This window comes from Flavobacterium sp. ABG (assembly GCF_001027725.1).
GTDB lineage: Bacteria > Bacteroidota > Bacteroidia > Flavobacteriales > Flavobacteriaceae > Flavobacterium > Flavobacterium cupriresistens.
The window spans coordinates 46,100-71,041 of record NZ_LEKS01000004.1 but is presented as its reverse complement, the minus strand read 5'-3'; the positions used below and the strand labels follow the sequence as shown (position 1 = coordinate 71,041).

General features: G+C 31.4%; 21 protein-coding genes. 5 read left to right on the top strand and 16 right to left on the bottom strand.

Annotation, left to right across the window (positions count from 1 at the left end; all coding sequences use genetic code 11):
* Window positions 1-96 precede the first annotated feature (96 nt).
* Window positions 97-1,407: a phenylacetate--CoA ligase family protein gene (locus AB674_RS05555; RefSeq protein ID WP_047774624.1), complete on the top strand. Its 1,311-nt coding sequence runs from the start codon at window positions 97-99 to the stop codon at window positions 1,405-1,407.
* Window positions 1,408-1,442: 35 nt separating this feature from the next.
* A complete protein-coding gene (locus AB674_RS05550) occupies window positions 1,443-1,970 on the top strand; it encodes an ORF6N domain-containing protein (RefSeq protein WP_047774623.1) in 528 nt (175 codons plus the stop codon).
* Window positions 1,971-2,009: 39 nt separating this feature from the next.
* On the opposite strand, the gene AB674_RS05545 is transcribed toward AB674_RS05550, so the two are convergent.
* From AB674_RS05545 to AB674_RS05530, 4 genes are all read right to left on the bottom strand, one after another.
* A complete protein-coding gene (locus tag AB674_RS05545; protein ID WP_047774622.1) occupies window positions 2,010-2,777 on the bottom strand; it encodes a glycosyltransferase family 2 protein in 768 nt (255 codons plus the stop codon).
* 86 nt (window positions 2,778-2,863) lie between these two features.
* A complete protein-coding gene (locus tag AB674_RS05540; RefSeq protein WP_047774620.1) occupies window positions 2,864-3,847 on the bottom strand; it encodes a UDP-glucuronic acid decarboxylase family protein in 984 nt (327 codons plus the stop codon).
* Window positions 3,848-4,077: 230 nt separating this feature from the next.
* Window positions 4,078-5,394: an O-antigen ligase family protein gene (locus tag AB674_RS05535; protein WP_047774619.1), complete on the bottom strand. Its 1,317-nt coding sequence runs from the start codon at window positions 5,392-5,394 to the stop codon at window positions 4,078-4,080.
* Window positions 5,354-6,442, bottom strand: a complete 1,089-nt coding sequence (locus tag AB674_RS05530) for a DUF1972 domain-containing protein (protein ID WP_047774617.1) — start codon at window positions 6,440-6,442, stop codon at window positions 5,354-5,356. The genes AB674_RS05535 and AB674_RS05530 overlap by 41 nt, the downstream gene beginning before the upstream one ends.
* 115 nt (window positions 6,443-6,557) lie before the next feature.
* Between AB674_RS05530 and AB674_RS05525 the strand changes: the two genes are divergently transcribed.
* Window positions 6,558-7,364: a 2OG-Fe(II) oxygenase gene (locus AB674_RS05525; RefSeq protein ID WP_230004082.1), complete on the top strand. Its 807-nt coding sequence runs from the start codon at window positions 6,558-6,560 to the stop codon at window positions 7,362-7,364.
* A 13-nt stretch (window positions 7,365-7,377) separates the two neighbouring features.
* Here the strand turns inward: AB674_RS05525 and AB674_RS05520 are convergent, their stop codons facing one another.
* The 8 genes from AB674_RS05520 to AB674_RS05485 all read right to left on the bottom strand — a co-directional run bounded on the left by AB674_RS05520 (window position 7,378) and on the right by AB674_RS05485 (window position 16,538).
* A complete protein-coding gene (locus AB674_RS05520) occupies window positions 7,378-8,493 on the bottom strand; it encodes a glycosyltransferase family 4 protein (protein WP_047774614.1) in 1,116 nt (371 codons plus the stop codon).
* Window positions 8,486-9,748, bottom strand: coding sequence for a hypothetical protein (locus AB674_RS05515; protein ID WP_047774612.1), 1,263 nt, complete (start codon window positions 9,746-9,748; stop codon window positions 8,486-8,488). The genes AB674_RS05520 and AB674_RS05515 overlap by 8 nt, the downstream gene beginning before the upstream one ends.
* Window positions 9,748-11,016 carry an oligosaccharide flippase family protein gene (locus tag AB674_RS05510; RefSeq protein WP_047774610.1) on the bottom strand — a complete coding sequence of 423 codons (1,269 nt, stop codon included), beginning with the start codon at window positions 11,014-11,016 and terminating at the stop codon, window positions 9,748-9,750. Before AB674_RS05510 ends, AB674_RS05515 begins: the two co-directional genes overlap by 1 nt.
* 155 nt (window positions 11,017-11,171) lie before the next feature.
* Window positions 11,172-11,720 carry a hypothetical protein gene (locus AB674_RS05505; protein ID WP_047774608.1) on the bottom strand — a complete coding sequence of 183 codons (549 nt, stop codon included), beginning with the start codon at window positions 11,718-11,720 and terminating at the stop codon, window positions 11,172-11,174.
* A 102-nt stretch (window positions 11,721-11,822) separates the two neighbouring features.
* The gene (locus tag AB674_RS05500; RefSeq protein WP_047774607.1) at window positions 11,823-12,812 is read right to left on the bottom strand and encodes a hypothetical protein; all 990 of its coding nucleotides are present in this window, start codon (window positions 12,810-12,812) and stop codon (window positions 11,823-11,825) included.
* Between the two features lie 9 nt (window positions 12,813-12,821).
* Window positions 12,822-14,501, bottom strand: coding sequence for a DUF6909 family protein (locus AB674_RS05495; RefSeq protein ID WP_047774606.1), 1,680 nt, complete (start codon window positions 14,499-14,501; stop codon window positions 12,822-12,824).
* Window positions 14,502-14,541: 40 nt separating this feature from the next.
* Window positions 14,542-16,026: a GH3 auxin-responsive promoter family protein gene (locus tag AB674_RS05490; RefSeq protein WP_047774605.1), complete on the bottom strand. Its 1,485-nt coding sequence runs from the start codon at window positions 16,024-16,026 to the stop codon at window positions 14,542-14,544.
* Between the two features lie 11 nt (window positions 16,027-16,037).
* On the bottom strand, window positions 16,038-16,538 hold the full coding sequence (locus tag AB674_RS05485) for a hypothetical protein (RefSeq protein WP_047774604.1): 501 nt from the start codon (window positions 16,536-16,538) through the stop codon (window positions 16,038-16,040).
* Window positions 16,539-16,747: 209 nt separating this feature from the next.
* On the opposite strand from AB674_RS05485, the gene AB674_RS05480 reads away from it, so the two are divergent.
* A complete protein-coding gene (locus tag AB674_RS05480; protein WP_047774603.1) occupies window positions 16,748-16,933 on the top strand; it encodes a twin-arginine translocase TatA/TatE family subunit in 186 nt (61 codons plus the stop codon).
* 101 nt (window positions 16,934-17,034) lie between these two features.
* Here the strand turns inward: AB674_RS05480 and AB674_RS05475 are convergent, their stop codons facing one another.
* Complete coding sequence (locus AB674_RS05475) at window positions 17,035-19,158, bottom strand: Tex family protein (protein ID WP_047774602.1); 2,124 nt, start codon at window positions 19,156-19,158, stop codon at window positions 17,035-17,037.
* A gap of 59 nt (window positions 19,159-19,217) precedes the next feature.
* Entirely contained in the window at window positions 19,218-20,516 is a 1,299-nt protein-coding gene (locus AB674_RS05470) for a Fic family protein (RefSeq protein WP_047774600.1), read from the bottom strand.
* Window positions 20,517-20,664: 148 nt separating this feature from the next.
* Between AB674_RS05470 and AB674_RS05465 the strand changes: the two genes are divergently transcribed.
* Complete coding sequence (locus tag AB674_RS05465) at window positions 20,665-20,934, top strand: DUF1294 domain-containing protein (protein WP_047774598.1); 270 nt, start codon at window positions 20,665-20,667, stop codon at window positions 20,932-20,934.
* 60 nt (window positions 20,935-20,994) lie between these two features.
* Here the strand turns inward: AB674_RS05465 and AB674_RS05460 are convergent, their stop codons facing one another.
* Window positions 20,995-22,908, bottom strand: a complete 1,914-nt coding sequence (locus AB674_RS05460; RefSeq protein WP_047774597.1) for a DUF3857 domain-containing protein — start codon at window positions 22,906-22,908, stop codon at window positions 20,995-20,997.
* Entirely contained in the window at window positions 22,905-24,770 is a 1,866-nt protein-coding gene (locus AB674_RS05455) for a DUF3857 domain-containing protein (protein ID WP_047774595.1), read from the bottom strand. The genes AB674_RS05460 and AB674_RS05455 overlap by 4 nt, the downstream gene beginning before the upstream one ends.
* Between the last annotated feature and the right edge of the window lie 172 nt (window positions 24,771-24,942).

The window sequence follows — 24,942 nt, the reverse complement described above, 5'->3', positions numbered from 1 at the left end:
TTTTGAACGTAAAAAATAATTAAATCTTAAAAAGTTGTTGATTCATCACTGTTAGTAATTGGATAATATTATTTTTGATGAAAATTCAGTCTTCAAATGATTTCTCTTTTTGATCTTTCGCTTCAATTAAATGGTTTTCCGATAAAGAAAGCAAAGGCTGATTTAGATGCAATCACTCGTCTTTCTGAAAAGGAGTTTTTACAATTTCTTCAAAAACAAAAAGATGATATTGTTGGTTTTCACTTGCAAAACAATCCTTTTTATAACGAATTAGTTGGAAACAAAATTGTTCAAAAATGGGAAGATTTACCCGTTCTGAACAAGCAAAATTTGCAAAAGCCACTTGAACATAGACTTTCAAAAGGCTATACTTTAAAAAATGTCTATTGTAACAAAACGTCCGGATCCAGCGGGACTCCTTTTGTTTTTGCTAAAGATAAGTATACTCATGCCATGACCTGGGCTTCCAATAGTATGCGTTTTGGCTGGTTCGGAATCGATTTTAATCACTCTTATCAGGCTCGTTTTTACGGTATTCCGATGGATTTCGTTGGCTATCAAAAAGAACGCTTTAAAGATTATTTAGGGAACCGGTTCCGATTTCCTGTTTTTGATTTATCGGATGAAGTTTTGGAAAAATTTCTGCAGAAATTCAAAACAAAAAAATTCGATTACCTCAACGGTTATACCAGTTCTATTGTTTTGTTTGCTAAATTCTTAGAGAAAAAAAATAGTCTTTTAAAAGACATTTGCCCAACACTAAAGGCCTGTTTTGTGACTTCGGAAATGCTTTTTGAATCGGATAAAAAACTCTTAGAAAAACAATTCGGAATTCCGATTATCAATGAATATGGGGCTTCGGAACTGGATTTGATTGCTTTTGAAAATCCAAAAGGCGAATGGCAGGTAAACTCTGAAACACTTTTTATTGAAATTTTGGATGAACATAATCAGGTTTTACCTTATGGAAAAGAAGGCCGCATTGTGATTACTTCTTTATTTAACAAAGCAAATCCATTTATAAGATACGACATTGGCGACATTGGAATTTTAGATGAAAAAAGTACGCTTCAAAAACCGATTCTCAAAAAACTGGTTGGCAGAACCAATGATGTCGCGCTCTTACCAAGCGGGAAAAAATCACCCGGATTGACGTTTTATTATGTCACCAAAAGCATAATTGAAGACGATGGAAACGTAAAAGAGTTTATCATCAAACAAACCCAATTAGATACGTTTGAAATTGAATATATCAGTGAATATGAATTAGATACCCATCAGATTCAAAAAATAGAAGAGGCAATTTCTTTGTATTTAGAACCTAATTTAAATTTCCGTTTTATTCGAAAGACGGTTTTAGAAAGAACGAACCGTGGAAAACTAAAACAGTTTAAATCTTATTTATAAATAAAATCTTACATTTGTTTTTCAATTAAAAACTTATGGACGATCTATCTTTACTTCCGGAAGAAACAATTTCTAACAAAATATACTTCATTCGCAATCAAAAAATAATGCTTGATCGTGATCTTGCGATGCTCTATGGTGCTGAAACAAAGGTTTTAAAACAAGCTGTTAAAAGAAATTTATCTCGATTTCCAGAAGATTTTATGTTTGAACTTAATGAATCAGAGTTTAAAAATTGGAGGTCACAGTTTGTGACCTCCAATTCTGATAAGATGGGTTTACGTTATGCTCCAATGGCATTTACAGAACACGGAATTTTAATGCTTTCAAGCGTTTTGAAAAGCGATAAAGCAATCCAAACTAATATTCAAATTATGCGCATTTTCACAAAAGTGAGAGAATTGCTTTTAGATACCACAGAAATGAAAATTGATATTCTCCAAATTCAAAAGAAATTAGAAAATCACGATAAAAATATAGAATTGGTTTTTAGTTACTTAGATGAATTAACGGAGAAAAAGGAAAACGAAAGTGAAAGAATTAAAATTGGTTATAAAAAATAATATTCTTTAAGGTTACAAATTACAACCTCCGATCTTACTCTATTTATTCTTTATATATCGTGGTTTTATAACCAACTGCGTAAATAAAAATCTTGTCATCAACAAAAGAGAAAACACAAAGTTATGACCGTGAAATCTTCTGTAAACGCCAAAATTGTGTTTAATCAATTTGAATTTTGACGACGAAATAGAATCCTTTCTAATTCTATAAAAAGCTAAAGGTTCCGGTACAGGTTTCGTAGCTTTTATTTGTTTTAAAATTGTAAGCCATAAACGCCAATCTTGCCTTTTCTGAGAGGCTGGCAAGGTAATTTTTCCAAAATAAGTGGTATCGTAAATTGCCGTTAAATTACCGACATAATTGCAGTAAAATAATTGCTTATAAGTTAGCTTTAATGGTGCTTCTACTCTTCTGTTTAAATCGTTGCCTTCTTCGTCTATACAATCATAAAATGAAAAGGTAAAAGGCAAATTGTTTGCTTTTAAAAACCAGATTTGTTTTTCCAGCTTTTCCGGAAACCATAAGTCATCGGCATCGAGATAAGCAATATATTTTCCTGTCGCTTTTTCTAAGGCTACATTTCTCGCAAAACCATTTCCGGAGTTCTTCGCTAACTGAAAAAATTTTATTCTGTTGTCGTTTTGAGCAAATTCCGCAATAATAGCAACCGTTTGATCCGTTGAAGCATCATCAACCAAAATTGCTTCCCAGTTTTGATAACTTTGATTCTGAACTGATTCTAAAGTTGCTCTGATGAACTTTTCAGTATTATAGGTGGGTATTATAATCGATACTAATTCATTCATTTGACGACGACTATCGGAATTTATATTTTTTAATTAAAAAAAATCAGTCCGAATTCAATTAAGAAATCCGGACTGTATGAAGTGCATTATTTTATATAACTGGAGAAATCTTTGTGTTCTTCTTTAGAAAGTTCTTCCGGAGAAAGGGATCTGAAATAATCATACGTAATTTTCATTCCTTCCGAACGATTTACTTTTGCTTCCCAGCCCAATAGTTCTTTTGCTTTTGTGGTGTCTGGCTGACGTTGTAAGGGATCATTTATTGGTAATGGATGGTAGACTACCTTTTGATTGGTTCCTGTCAATTTAATGATTTCTTCTGCAAAATCCTTAATTGTGATTTCATCCGGATTTCCAATATTTACAGGATATACATAATCAGAATGCAGTAATCTGAAAATTCCTTCTACCTGATCATCCACATAACAAAACGAACGTGTTTGCATTCCATCTCCAAAAATCGTCAAATCTTCTCCGCGAAGTGCCTGTCCGATAAACGCAGGAATTACACGACCGTCATTGAGTCGCATTCTAGGTCCATACGTATTAAAAATACGCACAATTCTGGTTTCTACACCATGGAAAGTATGATATGCCATAGTGATCGACTCCTGAAAACGTTTCGCCTCGTCATAAACACCACGTGGTCCGATTGTATTTACGTTTCCGTAATATTCTTCTGTCTGAGGGTGAACCAACGGATCTCCGTAAACTTCTGAAGTTGATGCAATCAAAATCCTGGCTTTTTTTACTCGGGCTAAACCTAACAAATTATGTGTTCCCAACGAACCTACTTTTAAGGTCTGAATCGGAATTTTTAAATAGTCAATAGGGCTCGCCGGCGAAGCAAAATGTAGTATATAATCTAAATCACCCGGAATGTGAACAAATTTGGTAATATCGTGATGGTAAAATTCGAAATGCTCTAATTTGAATAAATGCTCAATATTTTTAAGATCTCCCGTAATCAGATTATCCATTCCAATAACATAATAGCCTTCTTTGATGAATCGATCGCACAAATGCGATCCTAAAAATCCTGCTGCCCCGGTGATAAGTATTCTTTTCATAGTAATTATTTATACATCGCAAATGTAACTTATTTGAAAATTATAAAAACTATTCTAAAAAAAAACTGTCTAAATTAATTTGGACAGTTTTATAAATTCTTTAAAAATTTATTATTCATTACTATTATACTAATGCAGAAAAAAGCTCTAAAGTATTTAGCCCAAAAGCTGATTATTCTCTTTTTGGATCAAAAGACTAACCTTAGCTTCTCAAAATAGTGCTTTTATCTCTATATTTTCTGTTCATCAGTATTATTAGCTAAACTAAACATACAGTAAATAACTATAAAGAAAATTATTCCTCTCTGTCTACTCAAAAAAGATTCGCTTAAAAATAAAACGATCATAGTTACAGAAAAAGAAATAAGTAGAAAATCTTTATTCCTGATCCCTTTTTTTATCGAAATAAACAACATACTGACAACGATTAAAAAACCAAGTATCCCGAGTTCTGAAAATATTTGAACATATTCATTATGAAAATTAAACTCTCCATAACTGGAGTGTAAATTATACTCTTTTACTTTTTCTCTTATTTTATTCTGCGAAGCATCTAATCCAAATCCTGTAAAAAAAATAGCATCCTCCTGAAGCATTTCTTTAAAAATTCTAATTTGAAAAACCCGAAAAGCTGCTCCCGGGAAAAAATCATTCTGTTGAAATTTATCCTGGTTCCAAGCTTGTTTCAAACTTATATTATAAATCGGTCCCTGATTTTCTTCAGTAGATTTCTTTAAGGAGCTATCAACAAATATTGTTTCAAACTCAATCATGAACCTGTCTCTGACTGGCTTAATTAAAAATATCGAACTTAAAAACACCGTAATTACCGTCGAGACTAATATCGTTTTTGTTTTTCTGGAAACTGCAGAAAAAAAGAAATAATAAATCATTATCATAACCAAATCGACAATAATAATATTCTTAGATGACAATAAGATTATAAAGACAATAAGAATTGCAAAACCAACTTTATCAACAAATAATTTATTCTTCTTAACCAGAAAAAAAAACATTCCTAAAGAAGCAAAAACAGCAACGTAAATTGCATTTAACTTTAGTGTGACTAGCTCGTGATAGAAAAAAACATTTGCGTTTCCTGATACCAAAAATTTTACAATCGCTTTTAAAAAATAAAAGACGGCAAAACCAACCATTGCAAAACTGAAGTAATTAAAAACCTTATTTACATGATTGCGATTTATTTTCGGCAATCCGCAAAAAGCTAACGGAATCAGTAAAAACAATACTTCTTTTTGCAACCCTCTAATTGTTAATTTACTGTCTAATGTCCAAATGAGCGACACAAGCATTACCCCATACAATAGTATTGGAAGTATTAGCGCTCCGGAAATTGAAAAATTTGCTTTTTTGAATTTGGAAAAAGATACAATTAAAAAAAGTATGCAAGTCAAGCTACCAATTATATATTCCATTGGAAGTGTAATCAGCATTGCTGTTAAAAAATAAACCAGCAAAGTCTTATTTTGCCACAATTCATCAATTTTATTGAAGACTTTTTTCGAATAAACTAAGGTATGATTCATTTATTTTTTCCCAATTAAACTCTTTAATTATAGTATCAAAGTTATCCTGAACAATTTGTTCATAATCCTTTCTTTTTACTGTTTCGATAATACATTTAACTTCAGTAGCATTCGAAAAGTAAAATGCATTTTCCTGTAAAATAGCGCGATTAAATTCATTGTTATGTGCCACAATTAATGTTTTAGCCGCCATTGCTTCCAGTAAAGAAGGGTTTGTTCCTCCAACTGAATGTCCATGAAAATAAATCGTGGAGAAATATCTCAAATTATCCAGATGCTCTTTGTTATAAATTCCTCCTGTAAAACGTATCTTTTGATTGTTAGAAAACTTCTTTTTGAGATATTTTCCAAAACCATTATCATTATTTCCTACAACCAATATTAATTTATTATTTTGACTATCAACAACTCCGTCCAAAATCATTTCAATATTATTTTCAGGCTCAAAACGTGCTATTAGCAAGTTGTAATTGTGTTTTTCAACATTATATTGTGAAAGCAAATCCTGTTGTGGATCTAAAAATACCTCAGCGCCATAAGCAATATAGACCGCTTCTTTATGGTATATCTCTTTTAAATATTGTTTAATTCCAAGCGAATCTGCAACCAAATGATCACTACTTTTGACTGCTTCTTTTTCAGCTATCTTTAGAAATTTTTGGGTTATTTTAGAGTATTTACTTCTCTTCCATTCCAATCCATCCATATTAGTAATGATAATTGATTTTTTTGGTAATAAAAAAGACCATATCGAACTGCTTGTGTACCCCAATTGTAGAATAACATCAAAATTTCTTTTTCTGGAATCCAGAATACAATTAAGGTCATAAATAAATTGTCCTGCGGTACCTATTTTATTTTCCGGATCGTATTGATGAATAATATTCACCCCTTTATAATACGTTTCCTGAAAAACATGAGTATGCGAATTGTAGACATAAACATCGTGCTTTTGTTGTGCTGCATAAACAGCAAAACACTCAGCAAACTGTTCAAACCCGCCATAATTATTTGGGATTCCTCTTGTTCCAAGTATGGCTATTCTCATTTAAATTATTTTAATCAGGCTTCAAAAATAATGAATTAAAAGTTCTTAAATAATTTAATTGATTATGAACAAATTAAATTTTAATTAACCAATAGGTTTGATTAAATTCCTACTTTTGTCTGAGAATAATTTATCTCAGCAGGTTATGATTAATTTTGAATATCTGGAAAAACATTTAGACGATTTGCGCTTACAATATCTAACTGCCAGCCCATTTCCGCATTTAATAATTGATGGCTTTTGTGAAGAAGAAAAATTAATAAAAGCGCATAAAAGCATTCCTGAACTCAATAATAAGAGCCGTGATTATTCTTTTGCAAATAATAAATTTGAAAAATCAAATTATAAGGAACTAGGACCTGAGTTACGTGATTTATATGACGACCTTTCGTCTGAACGATTCAATAAAATTATTTCATATATAACCTCAAAAACAATTTTTGTTGACCCAAAGAATCATGGTGGAGGATTACATCAAGGCAAGAAGAATAGTTTTTTAGACATGCACTTAGATTTTAATTATCATCCTTTAAACAAAAATTGGTATCGGGAATTAAATTTACTTTTGTATCTGAACAAAGACTGGAAACCTGAGTATAAGGGTGGCTTAAAAATAACCGATTTAAGAACCGGACAAGAAGCAGAACTCGATGTACCTTTTAATCGTTTAATTATTCAGCAATGTGCCCCTTATACACTTCATGGATATGATATGACCTATTTCCCTGAGGGATGTTTTAGAACGTCTGTTGCAACCTACGCCTATCAAATTCATGAAAGGCAAATTGAAAAACCACGAACTACAGATTGGTTTCCTAAGGATGATGCCTCGTTTTTAAAGAAACAATTTGCTAAAAATTATAATTTTTTAGTGAAAACAAAAAATAAATTATTTGGTAGCAACACTGCAAAAAATCAATAACTTGACTTTCAGATTAGCGATACTGTTTTATTAGTCGATATAAAACATCCGCTGATTTTTCCCAGTTGTATTTTTCTTTAATCTTCTGCGCCATTATTTCAAAATCTGAGCTTCGGTTTTCTTCTAAGATCTGGAGAAGTTTTTTATTAAATTCAATCTGATTATACGGGTCAAAATAAAATTCCTCAAAAAAACTAAAATCTGACATAGCGGTTTTATCCGAACAAATTGTTGGAATTTTAGCTGCCACTGATTCCAGTGGAGGGATTCCAAAACCTTCTGCTAAAGAAGGATAAACGGATACATTTGCTCCTCTAAGCAACAACAACATGGTCTGAAAATCGGTGTTTTCTAAGGTAACTACCTGCTCTTTTATTTCAGGACTCAATTTGTCATAAATTTCATTATACTCCTGAGCAACAATAGTATGGTTTCCTAAAAAAAGAAGTTGCTGTTTTTTATATAATTCTAAATCAACAAAAGCTTTTAAAACCATCTGTTGATTTTTTCTTGGCTCCCATCGGCTTACATAAATAATATATTCATTCAGAGCGAATTCTTTTCTGACTTTTGCTTTAATCAATTCTTTATCATACTCCTTAAAAAAAGCATCCTCAACAGCATTGGGTGTTATTTCGTAGTTAAATATCCCAAAATGTTGCTGGATTTGCTGTTTAGAATATTCAGAAACAGTTAGTCTAATATCGGCCAATTTAGCACTTTGTCTATATACAATTCTATTGACCATTCTGCTAAAAAACGGGAAGAAACCCGGAAAATCGATAAACAGTACGTCATGGGTTGTAACGATATATTTACACCTTTTAAGAGGGGAAACGATGTACTGAAAATGAGCAAAATCAATTTTATACTTTTTGATAATTTGGGGTATATCTACGAGTAACCTCAAATATTTATTGTGGTATGTATACTTTACATAGGTAACATTTGAATGATTCCCAAAAATAGACGCTAAGTGATCCGGTTTAGTACTGCCTAAAAAAAAATGAAGTTCCTGTTGTCTGATTAGCTCAGAATATAACCCTTTTAAATAGGTTCTTGTTCCTTGAAAGCCATCGTCAAAAACATGACAATCAACAAAAATACTGATGGTATTTTTACTACTCATTTTCTATGCCTTTTTGACGATTATTTTCCCTTATAATAACTTCTCTAAGCGCAATAAGAAACCCAATTATTATCGATTTATTGTCCAATTTTAAATACAATCCCAGGAAGACCCAGTTGGAAACGATAAGGAAAACACTGGTTCCAATTAATAAATAATTAATGGTTTGTACTGCCTCGATATCCGATCTTTTTTGTCTGTATAAAACGACCAAAAAAATAAGAAGCAAAAAAACACCCAATAGTCCCGATTTTAAAAACACGGTCATGTATCCGTTGTGCACAATAGGAATATACTGAACGTACTCATGATCATTTGTCCAAACTTTTCTGCCCAAGTTTAGGGTCGAACCTAAGCCTTCCCCGAAAAAAATAGCTCTGTTTCCCTTACTTGAAACCTGTTTTACGGCAATTATATTTTCAAACGATCTGTAATTATCGTTAAAATCTTTCCAGTCATCCTTGTCTATTCTTGTTTTAAAAGCTTCTACGGGAGCAATTTTTACTTTATATAAAAAAGCCTGTATCCCTTTCCCTTCTCTTTTTGGGTTAATGTAAACAATCGTCGTGTAACCTATAATTGCACCCAATGCAACAAATAAAATTACTTTTAAAGATCTCTTACTATAAATTAAATATCCTTTTAAGCCTATATATAAAATTATAAACTGAATCAAATTTGTTCGCGCCAGATACAAAAAGCTTGATAAACCTATTATTACCAGCAATATTCTTCTCTGATTTTTTGAAATTTCTACTTTCAGATTTTTATAAAAAATAAGAATAATTAGTACATAAATCTCATAATCACTAAAATACCCCCCGTGCTCCCGTAAAAGATTAACACTTAAAGTTCTAAATTCAAGTACCGTAAAAAATAACATTATCAAGTGCATCAAAGCAATTGCTAATCCGGTATACACTATAACCTTTAAAGCTAATTTACTACTAAATCTACAAAGCTGATACCCAACCAACAATCCTAAAATGGGTTTAACTAGGTAGGTAAAATCTCTAATGAATAAAAAAACGGTTGTCGCACTGAATAAAGTAGAAACCACTGCAACTGAAAGTATCGTAAGAAAAATAGCACTGTATTTAATAATAGTAACAGAATATTTTCTCTTAATAGTCATCAATAAAGTTAAAACCCAAACGGCAAAAGTGAGTTCGTAATTAGCAAACAAAGAGACTCCGATGCAGAGCAAAAATAAAATCTGATACGGAAAACTTTTATAAATGGTTAAATTCATCATTACTTGCTCAATCTTATTATTGGTTTTAAAACGATGCCATATAATACTATAATCAATATTTCAATGCTTATTGTTGCTATAAAAGCTCCTTGTAATCCAATGTTTTTTACTAATATGAAAAACACAAATAAGCTAAAAAAGGAGGATCCAATTGTAATGTTTATGTATTCCTTATTCCGGTCTAATGCAAAAAGTAATTGTTTTAAAGCCATAGAGATTGCCATAAATATTGGAATAATTAAACCAGTTTTGAAAAACAATGTCATCGATTCTAATTCATTTGAACGAATATTGAAATATAATAAAATTTGCTTTGTAGAAACAACTGCAATAATCAATAATGATAATACTAGTACGTAATTTAAACCATTATACTTAAACCACTGTGAAATTCCATTTTTCAAATTCTTATGAACCTGTAAACAAACATCTGCATAGATAAAATTGAAAAACATTTGCAAATAGGTTCTGAAAGTCATAATAATCTGATCTATGATTCTATACTGTCCTGCCATATTATTTCCTCCCACATAACTAATTATCATAATCGGCAGGTATTGATAAAAGGAAAGAAACAATTGTGAAAATGTTAGGGAAAAATCCTTTTTTAATAGCTCTAAAGCGTCCTTTGAAACATTTTTATAGAGTCGAAGATCATATTTTTTTATCAGACTAATTACCCCTATTAAACTCGCAATTATCAACCCCAATCCCAAAAACGCATTGGCATAAATATAATCACCCTTTTTATTGATAAAAATAAAAACACCGGCCACATAGATAATCTTAGAAGTAATATTAACAAAAGTAATCCATTTATAATTTTCTAAACCTTGAAAAACCCATGTAGGGTTAATGAATTGCCCAATAACATATGAAAAACTAAAGAAGAAAACCGCTTGTTCTTTATTAAAAAAGGGCACGAAACAGATCAGCAAAAAGGCGAGTAACAGTAATATTACTATCAAAAACAATTTCATTATATATACTGAAACTATTTTTCTTTTAATGATCTCACGATTGCTTCTGTTAATAGATATTTCTTTGGTTCCGTTAATATACGAACCGTAATCAACCAAAACATTTAATATTAAAGCAAAAGAAAACCCAACGCCAATCTTCCCTAGTCCTTCTTTTTCGCAAATAGCAACCAAATAAGGCATTACCAAAAGCGGACTAACAAGATTAAAGACCTGGCCAATTCCATAAATAATAAAATTTTTAATTCTATTATGCTGCAATACATTTAGATATTTTGATTTAAACAAAATGATATGATTTATTTACAAATTTACTATATGGTCACCTGTCTGTTCTAAAATAATATAAGTTCAACTTAACAAATCATTTTAGATCAAACCTAGATTACCTATTTCAAAAAAAAGAGCCACAAAATATGGCTCTCGAATAGTATGAAATGATCTTATTTTACAATTAATTGTATTTGATCATAAAGTGCTTTCTCCGAATAAAACAACGGATCATAAATTCCTTTTTGAGATTTGATGTTTTGCACAACTGAATTCTTTTTGTCAAGGATTTTAACGCAATCATTCGGAATAAAGTAGTTGAAAAATAGCGAGTCTTTGGCTTCAAAACTTTTGCTGAAATACTTCATCTTAAAATTTTTGACGGTAACTTCTTTTTGTGCTTCATTGGTACCAAAATCAATTCTGAGATAGTTAGGAATTACATCTTCCGGTAAATTAAAAACAATATCTTGTGGATTATCATTCGCTTTTACAGCTACCCAAACCGAATTTTCTTCCTTATAAGGAACATCATACTCGTCTTGACTGTAGTATAACTGAAAATTATCGTCCGTTTTGACTATTGCCGTTAAAGTTACTTGAAAATTATTTTTATTCGTTTCAACTTCAATCGGTTTAATTTCTTCTTTACTAACCTCTTTCTTGCAAGAAATAAAAGTTAATGCTAAAATCAAACTTGTAAAAATTAATTTTGTTCTCATTTTTTAAAATTTTGGGCTAAATTAGTTTTTTAAGACTTAAAAAAATAATGCTTTACATAAACTGATAACATGATCTTTATGCTATTATTCAGATAAAAAACATTAATTATTATTCTCTATAATCAACTTTTGTTTTCTATAAAAAGCTCTAAAAAAACTTAAGAAAATATAGCCAAAAACAAACACGAAAGGCAACAATAACTTCTTTTTTCCGTAAAATAAACCTGTTTTTTCAATATTTAATGTAGTACTTATATCTTTTATAATTTTGTCATAGCCTATTAATTCAAGCCTGTGATATCCCTGTTCTTTAACTAAATCTCCCTTCGTTTTAATAACGTCATTAAGCTGTGTATTCTCATTATAATAGACCAACTTGTCACTTTTCTGAGAACCATTCACATTTGTAGAAAATTCTTTTAATACATTATTAATTTGAGAAATGGTCGTATCATTTTGTATCATTTTCGCTTTTACATTAATCAAATTTGCCTCCTGAATTTTTTTAAAATACTCTGTTTTATTAAAAAAATTAAGAAGAGATTCCATTATTTCATTATCAATAACTACACTATCTGTAAACACCGAAATCTTATGGTATCGGTAGTTTTTACTTGTCAGATTATCCTCAATGGTTTTTTTAATATCTCCATTATCTGCCATTAACTTGATCAATTCAAAATTTTCAGGTTTATCTTCAATCAATTTATAAATATCCGCTATCGGTTCGATTTTAATATACTTAAATTTTTTAGGGTGCAGAATTCCAACTGTCCCCTTTAAAAAAAGGGTATCACCCTCTTTAATTTTAGAATCAATTAAATTCACTTTAGCATATAGATAATCTGTGCTCTCAAAATTTGGTGCAACAATAATTTGATGCTCATAGCTTTTTTGAGTTTTATCTAAAAACATTCCCAGACCAAAGCCAATTATAACCAAAGCCAAAACAACAATCTTGTTTTTTATAAAAAACTGAATTCCTCTAAAAATTGATGAATTAATCATTTGGAAAAAATCATTTATTTTTTTAGAAATCTGCAACAAATCAATTTCCTGATCTTCTTGGCTTTGAGGTACTTTTGTACTCATCTATAAGTTCTATTTTATGTTAAAAATTTGCTCTAAAATCTTAATCGTGATCAAATAAGTTGGTTTTACACCAGTCGTTCCAAGACCTCCTGAAGCTAAGGTGCTTCCTGTTTCTAATGGATTATCTGATGCATAATAAGCGTATCTCACTTTGATATCGTGTGGCACACTTTTTCTGATTTTTGATGCCGATTGTATTGCTTTTTGATAATAAGAACCTTCCATTTCAAGACCAATCACTCCCCAGGTCGATTCGTGAAAGAATTTTAACAAGTCTCTGTTCTGCAATGATGTCCCTAAAACAGTTACCATAGCACCTTCAAAAACGGCAATGTCATTTCCTTCAAACATGGCTCCTGTTAATTCATTTTCGAAGAAATAATTATCCGCTGTTCCTTCATTTATATGGGCAGTCGGAATCATGATATCTCCTTTTCCACCCTCTAAAATTCCGGCTTTCCCCATTATTGACACTGATTTTACTTCTAACAAAGTGTCTTTTTTGAACGGTTTTAAAAGTTCATCAATGGTTTCATACGCTTGTTCTCCAAAAGCATAATCCATTACAATGATAACCGGTTTTTCTTCCTCCAGTTTTGCTTTTGGAAAAGCTGTTTTTGTCCAGTCAATTTTTGCGGTATCAAAAATCTGAACGTCAATATTGGTTCCTGAGGTATCCAATAACGAAATCATTCCGTTTTTCAATGCCAGGTCTTCAACTCCTTTTCTGGTTTCTTTAGCACCTGATTTACTTAACTCTTCATAAATAAAGAAATCAGATTTGTCCTTGAATTTTGTTTTCAACAACGGAGTTGCAAAAATAGAATTCATTACACTGTGCATGTTGGCACTAATAACGTGTATTGGACGCTTCAACAGATTATTTGCTTTTAAAACTTCCTTAATATTTGTTGCCCAGATCTCTCCGTGAATATGGTGTCCTAAACGCTCTCGTAAAACCGGACTAAAGGTAATCGTACGTTTATTGTTGTCAATTACTTCTTCGATTGCTAGTTTTCCTAACCAATAAATAACATGTAAAAAACGATCCGGAACGTCATCTGAACCAAAAGCATCATAAATATCCAAAACCTCTTCGAAGGTTCTTCCTAAAATATTCGCAACATGCGAGATGGCTTTTTCCTTTTCTATTAAAGATAATTTTTTGGTTTGCATTACGGCTTGCTCCAATTTCATCCAATCGCGTGAAACTTCGCCTCCATCATCCAGTAAAACTCTGTTTTTTATTTTATGTGATTCAATGAAAATAAACGTCAAATGCGTAAGTATATCGTAAATATCTGAACGACCACGTGTGATTTCAACATTCATTTGCTCCTCATCAATGCGGTAACAGTTTCTTCTTCTTTTTGGAGGAACAATCGCTTGAAAATGAGATTTAGAATACCCTTCATCTGAGGTTAAATTAATAAATCGGCATTGTTCAATTCCAATTGGAAGACGTTCTATTACGTACAAAAGTCCATTTAATTCTACTTTTTCTTCAGCAATGTTTCCATAAATTTCCGGACGAAGCGCCAATAAAGATTCACGTAAACTATCCCCTGAGACTCCCATTGGTTTGTAAAAACCACGGTTGAACAAATGACGCATGGTAATGTACATTTTTTCTATCGCTGCTGATGATTCCTGTGCTCTTGATCTTGATATGTGTTTTGTCTCTTTCATTTTATTTAATTTTCAAACTTATAAATAATAAGCTGTATTTCTATTTTAAATTATCCGCTATATCCCTATTATTTGATAGTCGTGGAATTTTATTTTGTCCGCCTAATTTTCCCTGTGATTTCATATAGTCCTGAAATCCGTTTTTCGAAACTTTTGTCACCACTACTTTTCGCAAAACATTCCCGGTAATCAGATCATCGTAATAAATGTTTTGCTTTCGCATTGCGTTATCAATTGCTTCTTCAAAGACTTCCATACTTTCCGGCTCTGTTTCAAACTCTACAAACCATTCGTGATACGGTAATCCGCTTGACGGTATGATTTGTGGTGCAACTGTAAATTCGTTAATTACGACTTTTGTTCCTTCTGTCGCCTCTTTCATTGCATTTTCTACTTCGTTGGCGATAACATGTTCTCCAAAAGCAGAAATATAATGTTTGATTCGGCCTGAAACGATCACGCGATGCGGAAACAAGGTAGTAAACTGAACGGTATCTCCAATATTATATCGCCAAAGTCCTGCATTTGTAGAAATGATCAATGCATAGTTTACTCCAATTTCTACTTCGCCAACTGTATAACTTTTTGGGTTACTTTCGAAGAATTCATCTGCTTTGATAAACTCGTAAAAAATTCCCGAGTTCAGTAACAAAAGCATTCCTTTAATTTTTTGAGAATCCTGATAGGCAAAAAACCCTTCAGAGGCCGGAAACAACTCAATGCTGTCTACTTTTCTGCCAATCATATTTTCAAACTTGGCCCGATACGGTTCGTAATTAACCCCTCCGTAAATAAACAAATTAAAATTTTTGAATAACTCTCCTATTTTTTTTCCACCGCTTTTTTCCTGCAAACGCTCAAAATACATTTGAACCCAAGATGGAATTCCCGAAATAATGGTCATGTCCTGTTCAATTGTTTCTTCAACAATAGCATTTACTTTGGTATCCCAATCTTCGATGCAGTTGGTTTCCCAGGATGGCATTCGGTTTTTTTGCAAATATTTCGGTACAAAATGTGCTCCAATTCCAGATAATCTGCCAAATTTAATTCCGTATTTCTCTACTAAAATAGGGCTTCCCTGCAGAAAAATCATTTTTCCGTCAACAAAATCTGCATTTCCACTTTCGTAGATATAGTGCAAAATCGCATTTCGGGAAGCTTCAATATGATACGGCATTGATTCTTTGGTCAGCGGAATGTATTTTGCTCCGGAAGTTGTTCCCGAAGTTTTTGCAAAATAAAGAGGCTTTCCTTTCCACAATATGTCCTTTTCGCCCATTCTAACCTTATCAATGTACGGTTTTAAATCTTCATAATCCCGAATTGGAACTCTTTTCTTGAAATCGTGAACAGACTTTATTTTATCAAAATGATGATCAACGCCAAACTGAGTTTCTTTAGCACTTTGAATTAACTGCTTAAAAACTTCTTGCTGGGTTTCGACCGGTTTATTGGCCCAGGCAAATGTTTGATAGTATATTTTACTGGCAAATAATTTTGCCGCTACAGCTTTAATAGACATCCTTTATGATATTATTTCTTCTCTTTTTTATTTTTATCTCCTATTTTTCCGTTGGACTCCTTCTCTGCCTTATTTACTTCTTCCCTTAATTTAAGCTCTTCTTCTGTAACTTTCATATTTACTTCAGCTGCTTCATCTGTTTCTGCGAGAATGGAATCTTTATTGAATTTTGCATACTCCAATTCACCCCTCAGCACTTTCTGAACTCCTTTTATATAAGCCTCATTTTTCTTTAAGGCTCTTTCTAAAGAATCTGATTTTATGGCTAACTCCGTGGCATTTCGTTTCAATTCAGAAGAAGAATATCCCGGAATAAACTCGCGCAGTGGTGTAAATGCAATGATGAAAGTAGTAATTAAAATCAAAAAAATACCGCCTAAGGAGAAAACAACAAACACATTCATCAAGGTCAGTTTCAACGAAAACTGCTCTTCGAAAGTATCTTCATTCAAAATAATTAACCGGTTTTTGATGAATAATTTTTTTCTGAAATTGAATTTCTTCCTGGCCATTATCGTTATTTATTGCGAGCAAATATAAGAATTAATCATCTTTCTGATACCTGCCAAAATTAAGGGAATGTTCGTAAATTACTATTTTATGGAATATTTAACGCCTATTAAGATAAAAAATTACGAGCAAAATCATTTCCCGTATGCTAATTCTATATACCTTTGCCTAAAATTAGATACAAATTTGCTTCGGCATTAAATATACAATCATGGGAAGATTAGGTCTTACAGAAATCCTCGTAATAGTAGGTATTGTGATATTACTTTTTGGAGGTAAAAAAATTCCAGAATTAATGAAAGGTTTAGGAAGCGGAATTAAGGAATTTAAAAATGCTGCCAAAGACGATCAATCTGCTCCTGCTGCCAAAAAAGAAGAGGAAGAAACAAAACAATAGTTTTTTTAAACGTATTAAAAATCCCAAGCTACACTGTAGTCTTGGGATTTTTTTTATCTCAAAAACTCCAATAAATTTGGAATTTCAAAATTGGATTTTTTTTAAAGTACCATCGTCAATTGGATCCTTTTTCTGTCCTCATCAACCTCCGTTACTTTCACATCAACATGTTGGTGTAGTTTTACCACTTCGTTTACATCGCTCACGAAACCGGCTTTTAGCTGCGAAATGTGAACCAATCCGCTTTCTTTAATTCCGATATCAACAAAACAGCCAAAATTGGTAATGTTATTCACAATTCCCGGTAAAATCATTCCGGTTCTAACATCTTTGATTGATTTTACATTGGCATCAAATTCAAAAACCTTTGCAGACTTTCTAGGGTCTAATCCGGGCTTTTCAAGCTCTTTTATGATGTCTTTTAACGTTAGTAAACCAATTTCAGATGTAATATAGTTTTCGGCCTTAATTAGGGCTGTTTTCTCTTTGTTGGCAATTAAGTCGTTTACGGAAAGTTTCAGATCTTTTGCCATTTTCTCTACCACCGGATAAGCTTCCGGGTGCACAGCCGAATTGTCTAACGGATTTTTTGCATTCGAAATTCGGATAAATGCCGCTCCTTGCTGATACGCTTTCTCGCCTAAGCGAGGCACTTTTTTTAACTGTTTTCTATCTTCGAAAGGGCCGTTTTCTGAACGGTATTGCACGATATTTTCGGCCAGCTTCTCTCCTATTCCACTCACATAGCTTAGTAAATGTTTACTTGCCGTATTGATATTGATCCCCACCGAGTTCACACAACGAATTACCGTATTGTCTAATTCTTCTTTAAGTTTCGTTTGGTCAACATCATGTTGGTATTGTCCTACTCCAATTGCTTTTGGGTCGATTTTTACCAATTCTGCCAAAGGATCAGAAAGTCTTCGCCCGATAGAAACCGAACCACGAACAGTAACATCATAATTTGGAAATTCTTCACGCGCAATTTTTGAAGCCGAATATACTGATGCTCCTGCCTCAGAAACAATAAAAACCTGCAACGGTTTGTCAAACGCAATTTTTTTAATAAAAAACTCTGTTTCTCTTGAAGCCGTTCCGTTTCCGATTGAAATGGCATCAATCTGATACGCATTTACCATCGAACGGATTTTCTTAATTGCCATGGTTTCCTCATTTTGAGGGGCATGCGGGTAAATGGTTTCGTTGTACAACAAATCACCTCGTTCGTCCAGACAAACTACTTTACAACCACTTCTAAAACCCGGATCTATCGCCAGAATTCTTTTTTCACCTAAAGGCGGTGCTAGTAACAACTGTCCTAAATTATTGGCAAAAACCTGAATAGAATTAGCATCGGCTTTGGCTTTGGCTTCCTGGAGGGTTTCATTTCCAATTGCCGGATTTAACAAGCGTTTATAACTGTCTTCAATCGCCAATTGTAAATGTGCTGTGGTGCTATTTTGTTTTTTGATCACAATCTCGTCTATTATATCATAGGCTTCATCAAGATCCACTTCGATTTTCATTTTAACAAAACCTTCATTTTCTGCACGAAGCATTGCTAATAATCGGTGTGAAGGCGCTTTGGTTAAGGGTTCGTCCCAGTCAAAATACTGACTGAATTTCTTGGCATTTTCATCTTCCTCCTTCTTTTTTACCACTTTTGTAGCGATCGTTGCTTTGCGCTGATATAACCTTCTAAGTTGTTTACGAACATAAATATTCTCATTAATCCACTCTGCAACAATATCACGAGCGCCTTGCATTGCAGCTTCTTCATTAATAACATTATCATTAAGATATTGCGTCGAAATAAAATCAACGTCAACATCATTTTGTGACATTATAATTTTGGCCAATGGCTCTAAACCGAATTCACGGGCCACATCTGCTTTTGTTTTTTTCTTCTTTTTAAAAGGCAGATAAAAATCTTCTATCTCCTGTAAATCAAAACTTTGTTCAATTTTTTGCTTCAATTCCGGCGTAAGCGCTTTTTGTTCTTCTATAGATTTTAAAACTGCTTCTTTGCGTTTTACAATCGTATCATACTCTTTCTGAAGCTTCGCAATTTGTTCAATCACCACTTCATCCAGATTTCCCGTAGTATCTTTTCGGTAACGGGAGATAAACGGAATCGTACAATCTTCGTCTAATAATTTTACCGTGTTTTGAATGTTGATCGCTGCTGTTTGAACAGACTTGGCAATGAATTGAATATTAGTCATTATTTATTGTTTTAAAAAAGATATAAAAACTGCGAGATTTTATGATAATCTCGTAATTTTTATAATTTATAAGATTTTAAAATTTTATTAAACTGTTTCGCTTTTATAAAATTGTGTTTTATTTTGTTCACTTGTATTTTTTCGAGAAAACCTAAACTTTCAAGATTGTTAAGATCTGATCTGGCGGTAAAATTTGATATTCCAAACCTGTTTTCCATTTCTTTACTACTTAAAACTCGATCCGAATCTTCATTTAAAATTTTTAAAATTTGAGCCTGACGATCATTTACGTTCGGTATTTTAACAAATTTTGCTGCCTGAATCACTTCCTTTTGTTTTCTGCTAATATACTCTTTCAAAGCAATAAAAGCTTTTTCCATTGTTTTTATGTGATACGTAATAAAATAAGTAAGATCGTTTTGATCTATTTCTGAATATAAAAAAGCTTTCTCATATTGAGTTTTTGTATCTTTTATAATTGTTGAAATAGTTAAATACTCTGTAAGCCAGTACCCTTTTTTAAGCATATACCAATAAAATAAGGCGCGTGCTGTTCTTCCGTTTCCATCAGTAAATGGATGTATCCAGCCGATCATAAAATGAATAATAATACCTTTAATTATTGGATGAATAAATGTTTTTTGTTCTTCATTAAAAAAGACACATAAATCATTCATTATTAGTTCAATTTCTTCCTTTTTTGGAGGTATATGAACTATTTCACTATTAGAATAATTTACAACATAAATATCATTATTCTCTCTGAATTTCCCCTCCTCTTCAATGGAATCTAAAGTATTATTAGCTATTAGCCTATGAATAAAAAGAAGTTTTTCCGGCGTTAAATCATCATTTTTATGCTGAACAATATACTTCATTGTAGCATAATTGTTCATAATCATCTGCTCTGATTTATTTTTTGGCTTCCGTTCTTTTTGGATCATCTCCTTGGCAGCTTTTCGGGTGGTATTTGCACCTTCCATTTGGCTACTGGAAATAGCTTCTTCCATTATTGAACTTATCAAGAACTTATTCTTATCCGTTTCTGTTATACCTACATTACTCCCTAAATTACCTCCGATATTTAAATCAAAATGATGCAAAAGTCTTAGAATATAATCCGTAACATTAAAATTAAACTGATAGGTTCCAAACAGAATATTTTGTTTATTGAACGATCTGGATAATTTAACAGCATTCCAATACTGTTCAGGTTCAATTGATTTGGTTTTATATTTTACTTTATCCCAATACAAATAGTCATCATTAATCTCCTTCAATTCACCTGATAATGTAAGTTGCTTAAGCAAATCGATAGTGCTAGTGTCATATTTCGATATGGGTGCATGCTCTAACATAAAACTATTTTTATACTAAATTAGTAAAAAATGCGAGATTCAAGACAAATCTCGCATTTTTTACTAATTTTATTCTTTTTTTTAAAATCAAAATCACACCTGAATATTCCTTTCACTAAATGATATCTTTGTTTCTAATTTTAGTCCCATGAAATTTTTATTACTCTATTTTTTAATTGTAAACAGCCTCACTTTTCTCATTGCTGGATATGATAAATACCTGGCAATCAAAAATAAACGCAGAATTTCCGAAAATACATTGTTTACAATGGCCTTAATTGGCGGCTCAGTCGGATTATTATTGGCTATGCTACTGTTTAGACATAAAACGAGTAAAACGTCTTTTATTGTAAAGTTTTTGATAATTATATTGCTTCAAATTTTAGCACTCTTTCTTAAACTAACTAACAAAATCTAAATAATTAGTATTCAAATTTTTAGATAATTATAGTTTATTTACCCGTTTTTGTACTGAAACTTATTTCTTTGGTCTCAAAACTACTGATGCTTTTGTAAAATCTGAAGCTGCATTAACAACCATTCTATAATCTTGATATAATTCTTTTGGATAATTAATTGAATTATAGATTTCAAAAACCTCAACTATTAATTGGTTTCCTTCTATTTTAGCAATAGATTTAAAAGAACAATTTTTACTTGCGCCCCCTTCCATTTTTTTATCTATTATCAAGTCCTTAAAACTCTCTACTTCGTAACCATTTGGAATATCAAAAATTATTTTATGCCTAAAAGTTTTGGCACAACCTAGATCAACATCCCATTTTCTATCCGTTTCTTGGTATAAATTAATATGGCTACCGATTATTTTTCCAAGATTAACCAAAACTAGATTACCAGCATTTTCAATTAAAGACTCCTCAGCTTCGGCCTTAACTTTTACAACATAAGGTGTATTGATATAATTATACTTAAATTCTTGATTTTCGAAGCTGTAAGTAGTTATTTTTAAATTAAATTTATCCCCAAATGTTTTCGTCTTAATTGCTTCAACGAGTTCTTTTTCGTCTTTATTTTCTTTAAGATATTTTATCCAATTTCTATACATTTGTCCATCATACCCGCTGCTTGAATATGTTTTTTCTATTGTTGCAGTAGTCAGATCTTCTGAGAGCGAAACCGTACTTTGTGATTCGTTTACAGTATATTCAGCGGGAGCTATTGGAAAAGTAATTCTGGAAATTATATTTCCTTTTTGAGCTGGATTATAAGATACTCCTTTTGATCCTTGTATTTCATACATTGGATAACCATAACTTAAATATTTCTCATAAGGAGATAAAAATTTCCTTGTCTCCGGAATATAATACATAAACTCATGTGACAATGGCAAGACAAACCTTTCTCCTTCTACTTCACCTAAAAATCTGGACATACCAACAACAACTTCGTATTGGATTTTTGATTCTTTTAATACAAATCCATACAATTCAAAAAGATCACTTGACTTCAATTTTTGTTTTCCATCGTTCAAATTCGTTATCTTTTTGGCTGTTTCTCCTCTCCAAACAAAATCAAAATTCTCTTTTATATAATTATCTATTGTAATTAACTTTTCTTCCGTTGATAGACTATTAATATTCAATTTTTCTATAAAATCACGAGCTTGATTTTTTTTGAAATATTGAAAAAATGGCTTCTTATAATAAGTAGGTAAAAAATAATTCCACCTATATGTATCTACCGGTGGTGTAGAAACCATATAAATTAATTTTATTAAATTCTTTACATTTCGCGCATTTGCCTCCTCTTTATATGGAGGAATATTTGAAGCTTTTGCAATGGTTTTGCCATTAAAATTGCTCATTTCAAATTCTGATGAAGCGAAAGTGTTGAACGTTACTCCATCTTTTGTAGTGATAAACTCAGCTAATAAAACGGGAATATCTTTTTGAAAAATTTCAACTCCATACGAAGATGGACTTTCTTTTACAATAAAATAATACTCTAAAATATCTCCAGCTTCGACACCTTCAAAAACAATCGATTTTACTTTATCGATCTCAGTTTCAATAATTTTATCCTCAGGTAATATTTTTATATCTCCATTAGGTTTTATAACACGTGCATGAAAATCCCTAACATCTCTGATATACCCATTATCTTGAGCTTTAATCTTATTGTATTTATTAATTTCCTCCGCTTTATTAATTTTTATTGCAGTGTGGTTCATTGCAAAAGTAGCAAAGGCATAATATCCTACTCGCGTATGTATCCAACGTTTATCAAAAAGAACTACTGCTGGTTGATTTTTATACTCTTCCGGAATTTCATTAAAAATAGGTTTTTCATCCCATGCGTAATTTTTTATTTCTTGCGAATAACTGTGAACAGAAAAAAATAAGACAAGAATTAAGGTAATTTTTTTTATCATTTTGAAAGAATTATAGATTGATTGTATTGTTTAATTACTGCTTTTATAAAAGAATTCCATAACACAAAATCTTTAGTTTCTAGCAATAATTTTTTATGTTCAACCCTTTGTGTTACATTGATTGTGTTTTTCTGTACTTTGTATTGAATAGCAAAACTTCCTAAATCATTTTCTGTTTTTACACTTTCCGGCAAAAATTCAACTTTATAGTTTGAAGGTAATTCATACTCATATTGGATTTCGTATACATAAGTAAAACTATTTTCTATTGAAAGTTTTCTATTTTCTACATCTATTAAACTTTCTTTTAAAGGAAAAACTAATACCGGTTTTAATAATAATTTACCATTAACATCTTTTACTCCGTCTTCTAATTTTAATTTAAAATTTACTTTTGAAGGAAGTTCTTGATAATCATTCTTTTGTAATTCCTTTATTTCTAATTGTATTTTTTGATTATAAGCTGTAACCGTATTTTTCCAAATTTCATTTCCTTTTTGATTGTACGCTGAAAGATTATTTAATAATTCACTTTTTTTAAGTCCTGAAATTGTTGCACTTACATCTCCTAAAATATGATTACTTTCGATATTCAATTTCATAAAAATTGCCACTTTATTCTTATCGGATTCGACTTGCGGAACAATCTCTAATTTAAAATCATTTTCCGTTTTACCACCTATTAAAGCTTCTTTTCCTTGTATAAAAGGAGACGGAAATGTAAAAGGGCAAAATTTATCTGTTGCATCCAAAAAATAACTTTTACCATCAATAACAACATTCGTTATCATGTGATTATCTACCAAAGGAGTTGGAACTTCGGCATAGGTGTAAGGTTTCCCGCGGGTTCCGATCCAGGTAATATTAGAATCTAAATTTGCATATCGCAGCATTTGATTCAAAATATTGGCCATGTCCTTACAATCACCATATAATTTTTGATAAACAGCTCCGGCATCTCTGGGAATAAAACCTTCCATTCCATCTTCAAAAGCAACATAATGCATATTTTGTTGCACCCATTGATAAATTGCTTTAGCTTTCTCAAAATCAGTTTTTTTATCTTTTATTATATCTAATGTTTTGTTTTTTAAAACTGTTTGATCTGTTTTATTAATATCTTTTAAAAGTGAAAAATACCATTCATATAATCTTTCCGGTGTGCCTAATAGTTCCTTTTTATTACCTTCATAAGTATAACTTTTGATGTAGTAAATAACGTGTGGCATAAAATATAGTAAACTTGGCATGTTTTCTTCCTTTTTAAACTCCGGAATATCTTTTGCCTCCCAAGTGTAAACATCAAAGCCATCTTTTTTTGTTTTGGTAAAAACAATTTTGTCTTGGTAATTCCCAAAAACTTTATACCCAATTTCTATACTGGGCGCACATTTAATTTGAAATTTTGAAGCTTCTGTTTTTATTGAATGTTGAAATTGAAAAAAGGATAACAAACGAGGTTGTTTAATTTTACTTTTATAAGAGAATTCAATTATCGAGTTGTCTTCTACTTTTGGAAGTACAAAATATTTGAATTGACTATCGCTCTTATAAATATTTTCAATTTTTGTATCATATGTTTGAACAGATGAAGAATTTAAATCTGTTCTTTTTTGAGTTTCTACAACAAAAGTAGATCCTTTAATATCTGAAATCTCATTAAAACTATCAAATGGAATTCGAATCGAATATTCTTCTGTATTTTTACTTTTCGAAACTACTCTACTTTCATATACAAAAGATTCAATTTCTAAACCATTATCAGAATTAATAACAATGGTTTCGCTTGCCAAATTTATTTTAGACTTTTCCTGAGAAAACAATTGAAAGGAAAACAGGAATATTGTAATGTATTTTTTCATTTTTTTTATAAGATATTCTTTAAAATGACTACTATTTGAAATAACTTTTTTCAATAATAACCGCAGAAAATTTTTCTTAAACTATAAAATCTTAAGAATTTTCTACTTTTCTATATTTTAGATTGAATACTGATTAGTAACTTTTCTCCTCTATACTTTTAGCAACAGTATT